10 protein-coding genes are annotated in these 15,660 nt (G+C 32.5%); all 10 read left to right on the top strand.

From position 1 onward, the window contains the following. Positions 1-175: 175 nt before the first annotated feature. The 10 genes from LNP23_RS11630 (at position 176) to LNP23_RS11675 (ending at position 15,518) form a co-directional block, all read left to right on the top strand. On the top strand, positions 176-1,042 hold the full coding sequence (locus tag LNP23_RS11630) for a hypothetical protein (RefSeq protein ID WP_230005013.1): 867 nt from the start codon (positions 176-178) through the stop codon (positions 1,040-1,042). Positions 1,043-1,138: 96 nt separating this feature from the next. Then, positions 1,139-1,741, top strand: coding sequence for a trimeric intracellular cation channel family protein (locus LNP23_RS11635; RefSeq protein ID WP_047775506.1), 603 nt, complete (start codon positions 1,139-1,141; stop codon positions 1,739-1,741). 11 nt (positions 1,742-1,752) lie between these two features. After that, complete coding sequence (locus LNP23_RS11640; RefSeq protein ID WP_230005014.1) at positions 1,753-2,730, top strand: GNAT family N-acetyltransferase; 978 nt, start codon at positions 1,753-1,755, stop codon at positions 2,728-2,730. Continuing rightward, a complete protein-coding gene (locus LNP23_RS11645; RefSeq protein WP_230005015.1) occupies positions 2,727-3,848 on the top strand; it encodes a DegT/DnrJ/EryC1/StrS family aminotransferase in 1,122 nt (373 codons plus the stop codon). Before LNP23_RS11640 ends, LNP23_RS11645 begins: the two co-directional genes overlap by 4 nt. 16 nt (positions 3,849-3,864) lie before the next feature. Continuing rightward, positions 3,865-5,181, top strand: coding sequence for a CDP-glycerol glycerophosphotransferase family protein (locus LNP23_RS11650; RefSeq protein WP_230005016.1), 1,317 nt, complete (start codon positions 3,865-3,867; stop codon positions 5,179-5,181). A 103-nt stretch (positions 5,182-5,284) separates the two neighbouring features. Next, entirely contained in the window at positions 5,285-6,727 is a 1,443-nt protein-coding gene (locus LNP23_RS11655; protein ID WP_230005017.1) for a lipopolysaccharide biosynthesis protein, read from the top strand. Positions 6,728-6,988: 261 nt separating this feature from the next. Next, complete coding sequence (locus tag LNP23_RS11660) at positions 6,989-7,966, top strand: hypothetical protein (protein ID WP_230005018.1); 978 nt, start codon at positions 6,989-6,991, stop codon at positions 7,964-7,966. 35 nt (positions 7,967-8,001) lie between these two features. Next, positions 8,002-8,439, top strand: coding sequence for a T9SS type A sorting domain-containing protein (locus LNP23_RS11665; RefSeq protein WP_230005019.1), 438 nt, complete (start codon positions 8,002-8,004; stop codon positions 8,437-8,439). A 6-nt stretch (positions 8,440-8,445) separates the two neighbouring features. Continuing rightward, positions 8,446-15,003, top strand: a complete 6,558-nt coding sequence (locus tag LNP23_RS11670; protein ID WP_230005020.1) for a polymorphic toxin type 23 domain-containing protein — start codon at positions 8,446-8,448, stop codon at positions 15,001-15,003. Beyond that, entirely contained in the window at positions 14,997-15,518 is a 522-nt protein-coding gene (locus LNP23_RS11675) for a hypothetical protein (protein WP_230005021.1), read from the top strand. Before LNP23_RS11670 ends, LNP23_RS11675 begins: the two co-directional genes overlap by 7 nt. Positions 15,519-15,660 lie beyond the last annotated feature (142 nt).

Here is a 15,660-nt window from a genome sequence, read left to right on the forward strand (position 1 = left end):
TATATCATTTTTTGCGAGCCTCTAAATTGATAACTTTGACTAATCAAATTGCAACAATTATAAGCGCATAAATACTGCTTATCAATTAATCTAGCAAGTAATAATATTGTTGTCTGTATTTTGAATGGAGTCACCGAAAAGCCATAAGAGTAGGGTAATTTAAATGATTAAGATTATGAAAACTACAAAGTTTTTTGCGATAATTATGTTATTGGTTACGATTGCAGGTTTTGCTCAAAATGGAAGCAAAAAGTTAGATAAAATAATAAAACGTGACTACCAGATTATTGAATGTACTATTGCAAAAATGTCTGATAAAACGGTAGAATATTCTTTACCGGGTGAGACGTTGCAAATTTCACTGGATATCTCCCAAATTGCCAGAATTGATTTTGCCAGTGGTCGTTCTCAGACCTTTGATGTTTCTACAACCAGTAATGTGGTAAGTAGCACTAATACAAACAGCAACTCAAATCAAACGCTAGCCAGTGCCGATATGAAGCCCAATACTATTGCGGTATTGCCCGTTCCTTATGTAAATGCGGACAATCTGCAAAGTTCTGAGGAGATGTCTAAATTTGCTCAAAACGATCTTTATAACAAATTATTAGATAAGTCTTCTAATATTTTCCCGCTTACGGTTCAGGATTTGCGAACAACAAACAGTTTGTTGCACAAAGCCGGAATTGATTATAAAAACATTGACGAAACTCCGATTGAAGACCTTCAAAAAATTCTTGGTGTTGACAACATCGTGGCTGCCAAAATTTCTTTTACAACGGCCGAAAGCGCAACATCAGTAGCCTATAATAGTGGGAATGCTAAAATTAGCGATAACAATAAAAAGGTAAAAACAAGCGATATTGGGACAACCAGTACCAATACCCAGACGTATTACTACTACACAGTATATTTTGATATGTACAAAAACAACACAAAAATATATTCTCAAACCAGAAAACCTTTGTTCAGTATAAAAGACAGTTGGATCGATTCTGTTTCGTATTTATTGAAAAGAAGTCCGATTTATACCAAAAAATAATGGCGAGTTCGCTGTAAAAACAAGGAATAAAGTAAAATAATTTAGTCAAATCTTTGTACCTATGCACCTTTGAATCTTAGTAACTAAAAATAAAAAATGTTCCATTTATTAGACCTGATCGGTACGATGGCCTTTGCGATGTCCGGCGCTTTAACAGCAATGCATAAAAAATTAGACCCGTTTGGGGTTTTTATTATTGCTTTTGTTACAGCCGTTGGAGGAGGAACCCTGCGTGATGTTTTAATAGGCAGAACGCCGGTTGGATGGATGAAAGATCTGCAATATGTTTACGTTATTACTTTCGGGTTTTTTCTGGCCATTCTTTTCAGAAAAAAGTTTGACAGACTACGAACTTCTTTGTTTCTTTTTGATACCATCGGGTTGGGCGTTTTTACCTTAATTGGATTAGAAAAAGGAATTTCAATTGGTTTACATCCCATAATTTGTATTGCTCTTGGCACCATGACGGCTTGTTTTGGAGGTGTTATTCGTGATATTTTATGTACGGAGATTCCAACAATCTTCAGAAGAGAAATTTATGCTACGATCTGTATTTTAGGAGGAGCCGTTTTCTTTATACTAAAAAAAATGAATCTGGAGGATGATCTTTTGTATTTGATAACTTCTTTGGTAATCATTATAGTGAGGCTGATGGCGGTAAAATACAAATGGTATCTGAAAGCATTTGATCACAAATAGTTAAATCAGGGATGACGAAATATACGGTAAAAAAATACGATCAAAATGATTTTGCAATTTGGAATGACTTCCTTGCGAAGGCCAAAAATGCAACTTTTTTATTTCATCGTAATTTTATGCAGTATCATCAGGATCGTTTTGAAGATTTTTCGCTTCTTGTTTTTAAAAATGAAAAATTAATAGCGGTTTTACCGGCTAATAAAGAAGGTGATTTGGTGTATTCGCATCAGGGACTTACCTACGGAGGCTTGGTTTATAAGGATCAGACCAAGTTGAGCACAGTGCTTGCTGTTTTTCAGTCTGTTCTGTTTTTTTTGAATGAAAGTGGAATTCAAAAAATAATTGTTAAAACGCTTCCTTCAATTTATCATTTAAAACCCGCCGAAGAAATTTTATATGTTTTGTTTGTAGCTCAAGGGAAGTTGATCCGTCGGGATTCCCTTTCTGTTATTGATTTGTCGCAAAAAAATACGGTTTCAAAAATTAGAAAAAGAGGTTTTCAAAAAGCAGTTTCAAATCAGTTGCATATCAAAGAAGAAAATGATTTTGAATTGTTCTGGAATGAAATTCTGATTCCCAATCTGGATAAAAAACACAAGGCAATACCGGTTCATTCCTTAGAAGAAATTAGTCGGTTAAAGGTACTTTTTCCCGATAATATTCGTCAGTTTAACGTTTATTTTGAAGACAAAATCGTAGGGGGAACAACTGTTTTTGAAACAGAAACAGTAGCACACTGCCAGTATATTTCGAAGTTGGAACAAGACGATCGTTTAGGAAGTTTAGATTTTTTATATCAACATCTTATTCAGGAAAGATATGCCAAAAAGCGTTTTTTTGACTTTGGGATTTCTAATGAAAATCAGGGCAAAAAACTAAATGAAGGATTGTCCTATTGGAAGGAAAGCTTCGGAGCCAGCACTATAATTCACGATTTTTACGAAGTTGAAACTTCCAATTATAGCTTACTAAATAACGTTTTGATATGATTTCTTTTTTAGATCTGAAAAAAATAAACGAGCCGTACGAAGCTGCTTTTCAGGAAAAACTGAAATCGGTTTTGCATAACGGCTGGTATATATTAGGGAAAGAAACCGAGACATTTGAAAAGGCTTTTGCTAAATATTGTAATGCTGAATATTGTATTGGAGTGGGGAATGGTCTGGATGCTTTGACATTGATTTTTAAAGCCTATATTCAATTAGGGAAACTCCGAAAAGGAGACGAAGTTATTGTTCCTGCCAATACCTATATTGCGAGTATTTTAGCCATTTTGCAAGCCGATTTGGTTCCGGTTTTAGTCGAACCCAAATTAGAGACCTATACGCTAAATCCGGATTTAATTTCGGAAAAAATCACTTCAAAAACGAAAGCCATTTTAGCAGTTCATTTGTATGGTCAATTGGCAGAAATGGATCAGATCAATGCCATTGCAAGAGAGAATAATTTGTTAATTATTGAAGATGCAGCACAGTCTCACGGGGCAGGAAAAAGTTTAAAGTTTAAAGTCGAAAGTCAAAAGACTCGAAACAACAATCTACAATCAGCAGTCGCCTACAGCTTTTATCCGGGGAAAAATTTGGGAGCTTTAGGCGATGGTGGAGCTATTACAACAAATGACCCCAAATTGGCAAAAGTGCTGTTTTCACTACGCAATTACGGTTCTGAAAAAAAATATTATAATGAATTTATTGGTGTAAATTCGAGATTAGACGAATTGCAAGCTGCTTTTTTGAACTTAAAACTGCCCAATTTAGATCTTGATAATGATAAACGTCGTGTCATTGCAAAACGGTATTTGGCAGAAATTAAAAACGATAAAATAATACTTCCTGTTTGGGATTTGTCGAAAAATCATGTGTTTCATTTATTTGTTGTTCGAACAAGAAATAGAGAAGATTTGCAAGAATATTTAGTACGAAACAATATTCAGACGGTTATTCATTATCCAATTCCGCCACATCAACAGCATGCATTCCCGAATTGGAATCAGTTATCGTTTCCGATTACGGAGAAAATTCATGATGAAGTTTTGAGTTTGCCAATGAGCCCGGTCTTGACGGATTCAGAAGTAGATTTTATTGTTGAGATTTTAAATAAGTATTAATTTTGATTGGATAAAAATGGCACAATTAAAATTATTTATTAAAAAGTTCGTACCTGAAATACTATGGATTTCGTTAATCAGGATTTATAATTTCACCAAATTAAGAGCTGCTTTTGATTGGTATGAAATCAAACAAGCACCTAAAAAGCACCGAAAAGCACTTCAGCTTGTGAGAGGAAAAGAAAAAGTAAAAGTTGCTTTCTTTTTGACTCATGAATCAGTTTGGAAATATGATGTTCTTTTTGATTTAATGCTAAAACATCCAAAATTTGAACCATTTCTATTCGTTTGTCCTGTGGTAGATTATGGCGTGGAAAACATGCAGTTTGAAATGGATAAAACATTCAGAGCTTTTAAAAATAAAGGCTATGATGTTATTAAAACCTATGATAATGAAGCAAAAAAGTACTTGGATATAAAAAAAAGTTTCGAACCGGACCTTGTGTTTTATACCAATCCGTACGAAGGATTGCAGGATTATCGGTATTACATAAAACAGTTTTCAAGAACCTTAACTTGTTATGTACCTTATGCTGTTATGACAGTTAATTTTGAATTTATTTATAATTTAAATTTTCATAATCTTGTTTGGAAAATTTTTGCCGAAACTCCACTTCATAAAGAAATCGCATTGCAAAAACAAAAAAATAAAGGAAGGAATACTATTGTAACAGGCTATCCGGGATTCGATCCGTTATTAATCAATAAAAATCTAAATCATACAGTTTGGAAAAATAAAAATTTAGCGCTGAAAAAGATTATATGGGCACCACATCATTCAATGACTGAGTTGAATAGAGTAGCAAATTTTTTAGAATACCATGACTTTTTTTTAGAATTGGCTGAAAAGTATAAGGATAAGGTACAAATTGCATTTAAACCACACCATCTGTTAAGAGTTAAATTAGAACAAGACGTTAATTGGGGCAAAGAAAAAACAGACAACTATTATAATAAATGGTCAAGCTTAGAGAATGGCCAATTTGACAATGGTGATTATATAGCTCTTTTTTTAACTTCAGATGCATTGATTCACGATTGCGGTTCATTTATGGGGGAATATCTGATCACAGGAAAGCCTTCCCTTTTTATGGTCAGAGAGGAATCGGTTATGGAATACTGGAATGTTTTTGGGGAGAAAGCAGTAGCAGCGCATTATCAGTCCAGAAATAAAAAACAGGTAGTCGATTTTATTGAAAAAGTGGTATTGAATGAAAAGGATTGGATGAAAGAAGAACGTGATAATTTTGTTCAGAATATTTTAATTCCAAAAAATAGAAAGACTGCTTCTGAAAACATATTGGAGTATTTAGAGCGTCAAATCTTTTCGTAATTTAAAACTGTATTTTTACTTTTTTTAAAACAAGTAATAATGAGGATAAAAGTCATAATTGGATTGAAAAAAGTTAAATACAACTAAATTTTAATTGTCTTAAATGCAAAATACTTCTATAAAATTAGCCGCAACAAAAGGAATTTTTTGGTCAGCGGTGGATAAATTTGCTGTTCAATTCGGACAATTTATAGCGAGTATCATACTTGCCAGAATTTTGGTTCCCGAAGATTTTGGTTTAATAGGCATGTTAACCATTTTTATAGCTTTATCACAAACTTTTATTGAAAGTGGATTGAACATCGGACTAATTCAACGCCAAGACAGGGAAGAGGTTGATTTTTCGACCCTATTTGTTTTCAATTTGGCTGTAAGTAGTTTTTTTTATTTGCTGTTATTTCTATCAGCACCATTTATCGCCTCTTTTTTTGAACAACCTCAATTAACGAATCTAGCGAGAATGTTGAGTTTAAGTCTGCTTATAAATGCTTTTGCAATCGTTCAACGAACGAAACTAACAATTGCAGTTGATTTCAAATCTATAGCAAAAAGTAATATAATCGGAATGCTTTCAGGAGGCGTATGTGGAGTGCTGGCTGCTATAAATGGATATGAAGTCTGGTCTTTGGTTGTTCAAATACTGGTTGGTTCTTTTGCTTCGTCTGTGTCTTTATGGTTTTTTAGTAATTGGGTTCCTTCTATTGCTTTTTCAAGAAAATCATTTAAATCATTATTTGGGTATGGTTCAAAATTACTAGCAGCTGGTTTGTATGCTCAAATTTTAAATAATGTATATACAATTTGTTTAGGGAAATTTTACTCAACGGTTTCATTAGGGTATTACACCAGAGCAAAGAGTTTTGCTGATATAGCGGCAGGTACAATTACAAGTATTCTGCAACAGGCCACATTTCCAATTCTTACTATAGTACAACATGATAAAGAGAAATTGGTTTCTATTTACAGCAGAATGATTCGAATGTCTGCTTTTGTGATTATCCCACTAATGACGCTCATCGCGCTGTTGGCCAAACCGATCGTTGTAATAGTTCTTACCGAAAAATGGATTTCTTTAATTCCACTTTTGCAATGGATTGTTTTTTCACGTGTTTTTCTTCCTATGAGTGCCATAAATTTAAATTTACTAAAGGCAATCGGACGTTCTGATTTGTTTCTAAAGGTAGATTTGTCTAAGCTGCCTTTCACAGTATTAGCTATGATTATTACCATTCCTCTTGGTGTAAAAGCCATAGTAATCGGGCATGTTGTTACATCGGCTTTGTTTTTTGTCTTCAATGCTTACTTGCCAGGAAAATTGTATGGCTATGGAGCAATTAGGCAAATAAAAGACACGCTGCCTTTTATTGTTGCTACGATAGGAATGTCGATTTTAGTATATAGTATGATTTACTTTATAGAGAATTTGGTCTTACAATTATTTTTAGGTGCTATTCTTGGGCCGATAACCTATTTGTTTATTTGTTGGTTATTGAAATTAGAGGAGCTTAAAGAGGTTTGGCAATTGTTTTTGAAGGCATTTCGCTAATTCTGAGATATTGGTTTTTGTTAAAAGACTAACCGTCTTCTTAAATATTATTTTAATGTTACTCTTTCTCCTTTTTTATTCTTTTCAAGGTTGCTTTTTTTTTTCTACTTCAAAAGCTAAAGCGTTGTAATGGTTCAGGCCTTTACTAATTTTATTTATCTGATTATACTGTGTATTTATTATAGGAAATAGGTAATTTTTTTGTAGGATATATCTTTAATTTGTTTATTTTTGTAGAAAAAATCTTGTAAATAATAATTTATGAAAAAGTTAGTCTTACTGCTGGTGATATTTTTACGAGCAATGTTTTCTTTTGGTCAAACGGGCACAGTCACTTCAGTTGGTGCATTAACTATTGGTACCGACGGTACAAATGTAACCTCTACTGTCGTAAACAGTACCACAATTCCTATAATAACTTTGAATATTCCATACGCTAGTTCAACAGCTACGGGATTAGTTACAACAGGAAATCAAATATTTGCAGGACAAAAAACATTTGCAAAAAGTATTACTTCAGATCCAGTAGCAGTATCTACAACTAACACCGAGTTTTATCGCATTGCAATAAGTGGAAAAACTGTTGCCGCTGGGAAGTTTTTTGAATTATTTAAAGGATGGGGTACTGTAACGGGATCAACTTCAAGCGGTATTACAGATGTTGGATTAAGAATATCAAATGATATTTCCGGAATGCCATACCCTTCTTTGAGTTTAGGTAGAGATAACAAACAAAACATTTGGCTTTGTTCTATTCCCGCAGCATTAATTGATGGTATTTCACAAATTAACAGCAGATTGCAAATTGGATATGATCAATGGACTCCTGATACCTCTAATACCAATACCCTTTCCGTAAATGGTACGGGCTATTTTGCTTCAAACATAGGTATCGGAACAACCAATTTTGTTGATGGAGGAGATATGTATCGTCTTTCAGTAAAAGGAAAAATCAGAGCCGAGGAAATAAAAGTATACAATACTTGGGCAGATTATGTTTTTAACCCGTCTTATAAATTACCTGCTTTAAGTGAAATTGAAGCTTTTATTGCTAAGAATGGCCACTTACCCAATGTGCCATCTGCTAAAGAGATCACAGAGAATGGTTTACAATTAGGTGAGATGGCAAGAATTCAACAGGAAAAAATCGAAGAACTTACTCTTTACCTGATTCAGCAAAACAAGGAAATTGAGGAATTAAAACTACAAGTTAAAGCATTATTAACTATTAAAAAATAATGTGTTCTTTTTTAATAAATATAATTGTTTAAAGTATGAAATACTATATAACCTTATTGGTATTAGGTTTTTCGTTATTGTCTAAAGCGCAAACAAAAATTAAGTTTAGCTATGATGATGCAGGAAACCAAATAAGCAGAATTTTATGCATTAATTGTACCTCAAAATCTGTAAAAGAAGTTAAAGCTATTGTTGAAGACGATTTAGAAAAGTTTTCAAAAGAAGATGTGATTTCTTATTATCCGAATCCTGTAAAAGAAGAACTCTATCTTCAGTGGGAGCTTGCCCAAGATAATTATGTAAAATTTGTACAGGTTTATTCTATGACAGGACAAGTTTTAAGAAACTATCAAACAAATGAAACTACAAAAAACTTGATAATCTCTTTTCAGAGCTTCCCTTCAGGAGTTTATATTGTACTACTTTCATATAAAGCAGGTGAAGATAAGTCTATAAAAATTGTTAAACAGTAAAAGATTATGAAGAAATTTCACTTTGTCCTTATACTTTTATTTATTAGTTTAATTATTTCAGCGCAAACTTCTCCAACGGGATCTTCAACAGAAGTTGGAATAACCGAAGGCCAATTATCAGTCTCACTATCAGGTGGAGCAAATTATACTGTTCCTATTGCAGTTCCACCAGGAATTAATGGAGTTTTACCACAAGTAAGTTTGGTTTATAATAGCCAGGGAGGTAATGGAATTGCAGGATATGGTTGGAACATTTCGGGAGTCTCTGCGATTACAAGAACTTCATCTACAAAATATCACGACGGAACAATTGACCCTGTAGATTTTGATATTTTAGATAGATTTGCTTTTGATGGTCAAAGATTAATAGTAAAAAGCGGAACTGCTGGAGTCTATGGGGCTGATGGAACGGTTTATGAAACTGAAAATTTTTCAAATGTAAAAATAACATCTTATGGTTCTCACCCCAGTGGGGTTAATTATGGACCAGCTTATTTTATAGTAGAATATCCAGATGGATCAAAATCGTATTATGGTAATTCTACAGATTGTCGTTCAGCGACAGATTGGTCAATTTCCTATTGGGAAAATCCTCAGGGCGTTCGAATAAGTTATACATATGTATTAAGCAATAATATTTTAAACATAAGCTCAATAAAATATGGGGCAAGAACAACAAGTGCACCTATAAACGAAATTCAATTTGTTTATGAGACTAGACAAAGACCAGAGCAAGCTTATATTGGAGGATTAAGTCTTGTAAGAGATACGATACTTAAAGAGCTTAAAGTAATTGGAAACGCAGTAGGTTTTAGAAATTATATTTTAGATTATGATAAAACATCTTTAGATTATCAACGATTAGTTTCTATAACAGAAAAAAGTGGAGATGGTAGTAAAAGTTATAATCCAACTGTTTTTGAATATCAATCATCGGCAAATAGCTCTTTACCTTTAGGAGCAAAAGAACCTGCAAATATTGATTTTTCAGGGATTAATTTTGTGAATACAGGGTATATTTCAGGAGATTTTGATACTGATGGCAAAATAGATATAATTTTATATTCTCCAACTGGCACTGATGCTAAAAAAAAGTATTGGCTGTATAATAATATTATTGCAGGTAGTGCTAATATAAGTTCTATGCATGATGTAGGTAAGTTTGAAGAAATTTTTCCTTCTACATTTTTAAGTTCAAATAATAAGGTGTTGCCTCAAGGATGGGTAATTTCGAAAAAAACAGATACAAGTTATACTTTTACAACTTATGGTATTGGCTCAACATCTCATATATCAGAACAATACAATAGGGTAGTGAACTTTCCTACGGTTGTTATGAGTGATGACTGTGATTTGAATTGTAATGTACTAGGGAAAAGATATGGAATTTTTTCAAAGAGAATTTTATCCGGAGATTTTAATGGGGATGGTTTAACAGATGTCATTGCTATTGACACTAAGCTAGACTATTTCAATAACTGTATTTATGACCCCACTATGGGGGTTTGTGGAACTTCTACTACTCCACAAGAAATGAGATCAAAAAAGGTGTATTTTATTGATTTAAAAAGAGATAATACAGTAGATTTTTTGCATGATTCAGGAGAATTAATTTCAGATGTATCAGGTTCTAAAGTAGAAGTAATTGACTTTGATGGAGATGGTAAATCCGATTTTATAGTTTTTGATTCAGGGTTTGTAAAAGTGTATACTTTAGATCGTACAAATAAATTGATATTGATGTACCAAAATACAACTTCAGATTCAGGAATAATGTTAGACAGGCCTGTTTTAATGGGGGATTATAATGGAGACGGAAAAACAGATTTTGTGATACCAAATGCAGTAAATCAAGATAGTTGGAATTTTTATTTATCGAATGGAGTAAGTTTCAATAAGGTAAATGGGGCTATTGGATTAGAATATAAAACTTCAGAATTTGGATTCTATGGTGTAAAAGGTTGGAGTCTAAATGATACATATAGTTTAAATGAGAGAAGTTATATTGCTAATGATTATAATGGAGATGGCAAAACGGATATTCTATATCAACAAAATCTAACCGTTGAGCGTGAAGGAGAAAAATATGATAATAGAGGAACCCCACAGTTGACAAAATTAGTTCTATTAGAAAATAAATTGGTTACAGGTAATGTGATTAATTTTTCAATGATTAATACACCAACTCAAGTGGCAGGAATTAGAAGATATCCTATTGCAGTATTTACAAATCATAATGAGGTAAATCAAAATTTAGAATACAGTTTAATAAGCGATAATAAGATTGTAACTTTTAACGGTCCTAAAGATAATAGAAAAGATGTTTTAGTAAATTCTATTACGACAGGTAATGGTGTGAAAGAAAAGATAACATATAATGCATTAAAGCAAGATGAATATGAACCTTTTTATACACCAACTCTTTTTGTCGAAACTTTTCCAAATATTGATGTTACAATAGCACCAAGTTTAAAAATGGTGACTAAGCTTGAAAAGAGCAGTAAAAATGTTTATAAAAAGCAATTGTTTCTCTATAGTGGAGCGGTTTCTAATTTAGAAGGATTAGGCTTTATGGGTTTTCGTTCTACAGTTCGTACTAATTGGCACGATGATAATACTGCTGTTATTTCGAGCATTTCAAAAAATGACATGTCTTTAAGGGGGGCAAATGTAGAAAATTATACGGTATTAGGTCTTAATACTCCATTAATTCCAAAACCTAATGAAATAACAACTCCTAGTACAATAATCAAAGAAGGAACTTATACTGTAACAGGTACGGAAAATCTGGTTGCTACACAGAGTATTACATTAAAATCCAACATGTGGGTAAAATCAGGAAGCACATTTTCTGCAACAATAAATGAAGATGCTAATTTTGGTACTTCGTTGGGGACTCCAAGTGATTTTATAACAAAATCATTATTGACATACGAAAGTGAATTATTACCGAATAAAGTTTTTAAAATTAAAAATACGAAATTAAAACAATTTAATAATTTAGAGGGTACTGGTAGTGAGAGCATAACAGAATATGACACTAATAATAATCCAATAAAATCAACTACAAATTTAAAAGAAGGCTCTAGGACTGTACAAACAAGTCTTTCAAATATTTCTTATCACCCTTCTTCTCAATCTCCTTATATAGTTGGTAGACCAGCTGGCAAAGTACAAACTGTAAAAACTTCAACAGATGTTATGTCATCAGAGGAGCTCTATACTTATTCTAATAGTTTGTTAACTCAGGTTAAGAAAAAAGGAACAAATACAGATTATATTACAGAGGATAATGTTTATGATGTATTTGGAAATATTACTAAAAAAAATATTACCGTACCAGGACTTTCAACTAGAATCACAAATTATGTTTATGATACTTCTGGTCGTTTTTTGATAAAAAGTACTGATATAGAAGGGATTTCTGTAGATTTTGTATATAATTTGAGTAATGGACTATTAATGTCAGAAACAGATCCTTATGGATTAACCACCGTATATTTGTATGATTCTTTTTTCAAGAAAACAAAAACAACTGATTATTTAGGTAAAAGTAAAACTTATAATTATACACGTAGTAGTGAGAAAACAATTATTACCGGCTCGGGAGAAGATGGATCTTCGACAGAAGAAATATTCGATGACTTGGGAAGAAAAATAAAAATAGGGTCTAAAAACATTATGGGTACATATTCAAATGTTTTTTACTATTATGATATTTATGATCGAAATTATAAAGTAAGCCAACCTACTTTTGGGCTTTCTCCAATCCAATTTAATGAAACTAAATTTGATGTATATGGGAGAACTATTCAGAATATTGATTATACAGGAAAGATTACTAATACTAGTTATTCAAGTCTTACTACTACAATAAATGATGGTACAAAAAACAAGATTATAACTAAAAATGCTATCGGTAATGTTGTATCTATAACTGATGCACCTGGTGGAACTGTTAATTATACTTATTTTGCCAACGGAAACCTAAAAGAATCCGATTATGCAGGCGCAAAAACGGTTATTACACAAGATGGTTGGGGCAGGAAGACAAGATTGGTAGATTCATCGGCAGGTACTTATATTTATGAGTACAATGCTTTTGGAGAAACTTTAAAAGAGTCGACACCTAATGGAATAACTAATTATAAATTTAACAATGTTGGAAAATTAGAAGAAAAAACAATATCAGGAACTAATACCAATTCAAAATCTACTTATACATATGATTCTTCAACTAAGCTTATAGTAAGTAGCAAGTTTGAAGATTTAACAAACGGAGCTAATACGATCACTACTGTTTATACCTATGACAATTCAAAAAGAATTAATAAAACTACAGAGACGACACCGTATGCTGTATTTACCAAAGAGCTAACTTATGACGGATTTGGCAGAGTAGATACCGAAAGTTCAGTGGCGGCAGCTGGAGGAAAAAGTAGTGGAAAAATAGTGAGAAATACCTACAAAAATGGTTCACATTGGCAAATACTCGATAATGAGACCAATGCTGTATTATGGCAAACCAATTCTGTAAATGATAGAGGACAATTATTGACTGCTCAAAACGGGCCAATAACGATAACAAATACTTATGATACATATGGTTTTGTATCACAATCTAAATATGATAAAACCAATGGTTTAACAAACATCCTGACTTTAAATACTATTTTTGATGTTAAGAAGTCAAATTTAACAAGTCGTTCGAATAGTTTATTTGGTTGGAATGAAAGTTTTGAATACGATGCTCTGGATCGTCTAACCAAGTTTAAGAATGTTCAAGGCGTACAAGAAACACAAGTTTATGACGATAGGGGTAGGATAACACAGAACAATTTAGGAACGTATAAGTATACAAAAACAGACAATCCATATCAAAATACAGAAATTAATCCTACAAATGAGGCATTGGACTATTATACGTTAAAACAAAAGCAATTTATTAGTTATAATAGTTTTAAAAGCCCTGTACAAATAGAAGAAACAGGAATTGATAAAATAAGTTTTGTTTATAATGACGGGAACGATCGTACGGCAATGTTTTATGGAAGTGTTCAAGATGATAAGCTTTTAAGACCCAAACGTAAATATTATTCTGCCGATGGCAGTATGGAGATTAAACATAATATTGTTACAGGAGTTTTTGAGTTTACAACCTATATAGGAGGAGATGGTTATTCTGCTCCAATAGTGATGAAAAGTAACGGAGAAACCCAAAAGTATTTATATTTACAACGTGATTATCAGGGCTCTATATTGGCGATAACAGATCAATCAGGAGCAATTATAGAAAAGAGATTATTTGATGCTTGGGGTGCTATTATAAAAGTACAAGACGGAGCAGGCAATATATTGACGGAATTAACGGTTCTAGATAGAGGTTATACAGGACACGAACATTTACAAACTGTAGGCATTATAAATATGAACGGTCGTTTATACGACCCTAAATTGCATCGTTTTTTACAGCCGGATAATAATATTCAAGACCCTTCAAATACTCAGAACTATAATCGCTATGGATATTGCTGGAATAATCCTTTAAAATATACTGATCCAAGTGGAGAGATTGTATGGGCACCTATCATTGCAGGTGCTATCATTGGTGCTATTATTGGTGCAGTTGGTTATGGTGTACAGGCAATACAAACAGGAAATTGGAGTTGGGGACAATTTAGTATTTCTGTTTTAAGTGGAGCTGCTATTGGAGCAATAACTGGAGGTGTGGATCCTTCAAGTAGTGTTTTAAGTGCAGCTTCTGTAGGGCAAGCTGTCGCAACTGGTTTCGTGTCTGCCATCTTACCTTCTTATGGAGTACAGGTTGGAGATTGGAGTTTTAATATTTCTCCTGCTATTGCCTTTGGAAATACTTCGGGTATTGGGGCTAGTCTTTCTGTAGGATATAGTAGTGGTGATTTTAGTTTTTCAGCTGGAGTTGGTATTATGAGTAATAGTAATTATAGCGGATTTGGTAAGAACGGGTTAGAAATACGAAAGTCTATTCTTGCTGCTTATGATGATGGTAAAACAGGGGTTAGTTTAGGAACAAATTTCTGGAGTGGCGATTTTAAACAACAAACAGGAACATTAGGATTACATTTTGGGGATTTTAGAGCGCAATATGAAAATGATGGTAAACCCTTTAGCGGGATATCTGCTGATGGTAATGATCAGTATAGAACGGCAGCTTTGTCTTTAAGTGTTGGAGAATTTGGTACAGGTTTTAATTTATTTACAGGAACTAGAACTAAGGAAGACTATTATTACGAAGATAATAATATGTCAGGTGGTAAATTAGGAAATTTTTCAATTGGTCGTTTTGGAGAATATTATAAAAATGGGTTCGTTCATGAAAGAGGAACGCCTTATAGAATGGGAGCGGCTTATTTTAGTTACAAATCTTACAGAGTAGGAGTAAATAGTGAATGGATAAGACATGCCATACAAAATGTTGCTATTCATGGAACTTTTATAGCTAATCAAAGAATGTTTGAAATGCAGAACGGAGACTGGAACGGGTATTTTCAATATAAAACCTCTAATATATTTACAACATGGTAAGACTATTTTATTTAATTATACTTTGTGTCATTTTGTCTTGTAGTTCAGGACATAATGATAAATATGGTATTTATATTCCAAACAACCCGAACTATACTTTGAAAGGTAAAAAAGGGGATAAAATTCCAAAAGAATTAGATACTATAAACGTATATGAATTTTATGGTTATTATAGTAATAATAATTTAATTGAAGATGAAGCAGCAGATGGATGGAAAGGCTATAAAAAATTCATTTCAAATGGTAGAGTTTATAGCTTTGGAACTGCTAAATTAGAAGAAAAAAGTCTTGATCCAAATTATGCTAATAAAGGTTATTATATATATAATGAAAAAAATAAAGAAATAAAACATGAGGTTTTTACAAATGGTAACGGAGGACAATTTGTTATTCTAAAATACAAGTTAAGTAAAGAAGGAGATACATTAACTAGTTTAGAAAATGGAAAAAAAAATCATGTTTATATTAGATTTATAATTCCTAAAGAATGGAAAAAGTATAAAATTAATTGGTAAAAAGAAGTGTATGATTATATCTAGGAATTGATGGATTTTCAAAATATAAAACACCTAATACGTTTACATCTTGGTAAAATTTTAACTTCTGCTTTTGTAATTTTATGTCTTAGTTCATGTATGAGATATAATGAATACGGAC

Origin of the sequence: Flavobacterium cupriresistens, from assembly GCF_020911925.1 — a bacterium.
In the GTDB taxonomy this organism is placed as follows: Bacteria; Bacteroidota; Bacteroidia; order Flavobacteriales; family Flavobacteriaceae; genus Flavobacterium; species Flavobacterium cupriresistens.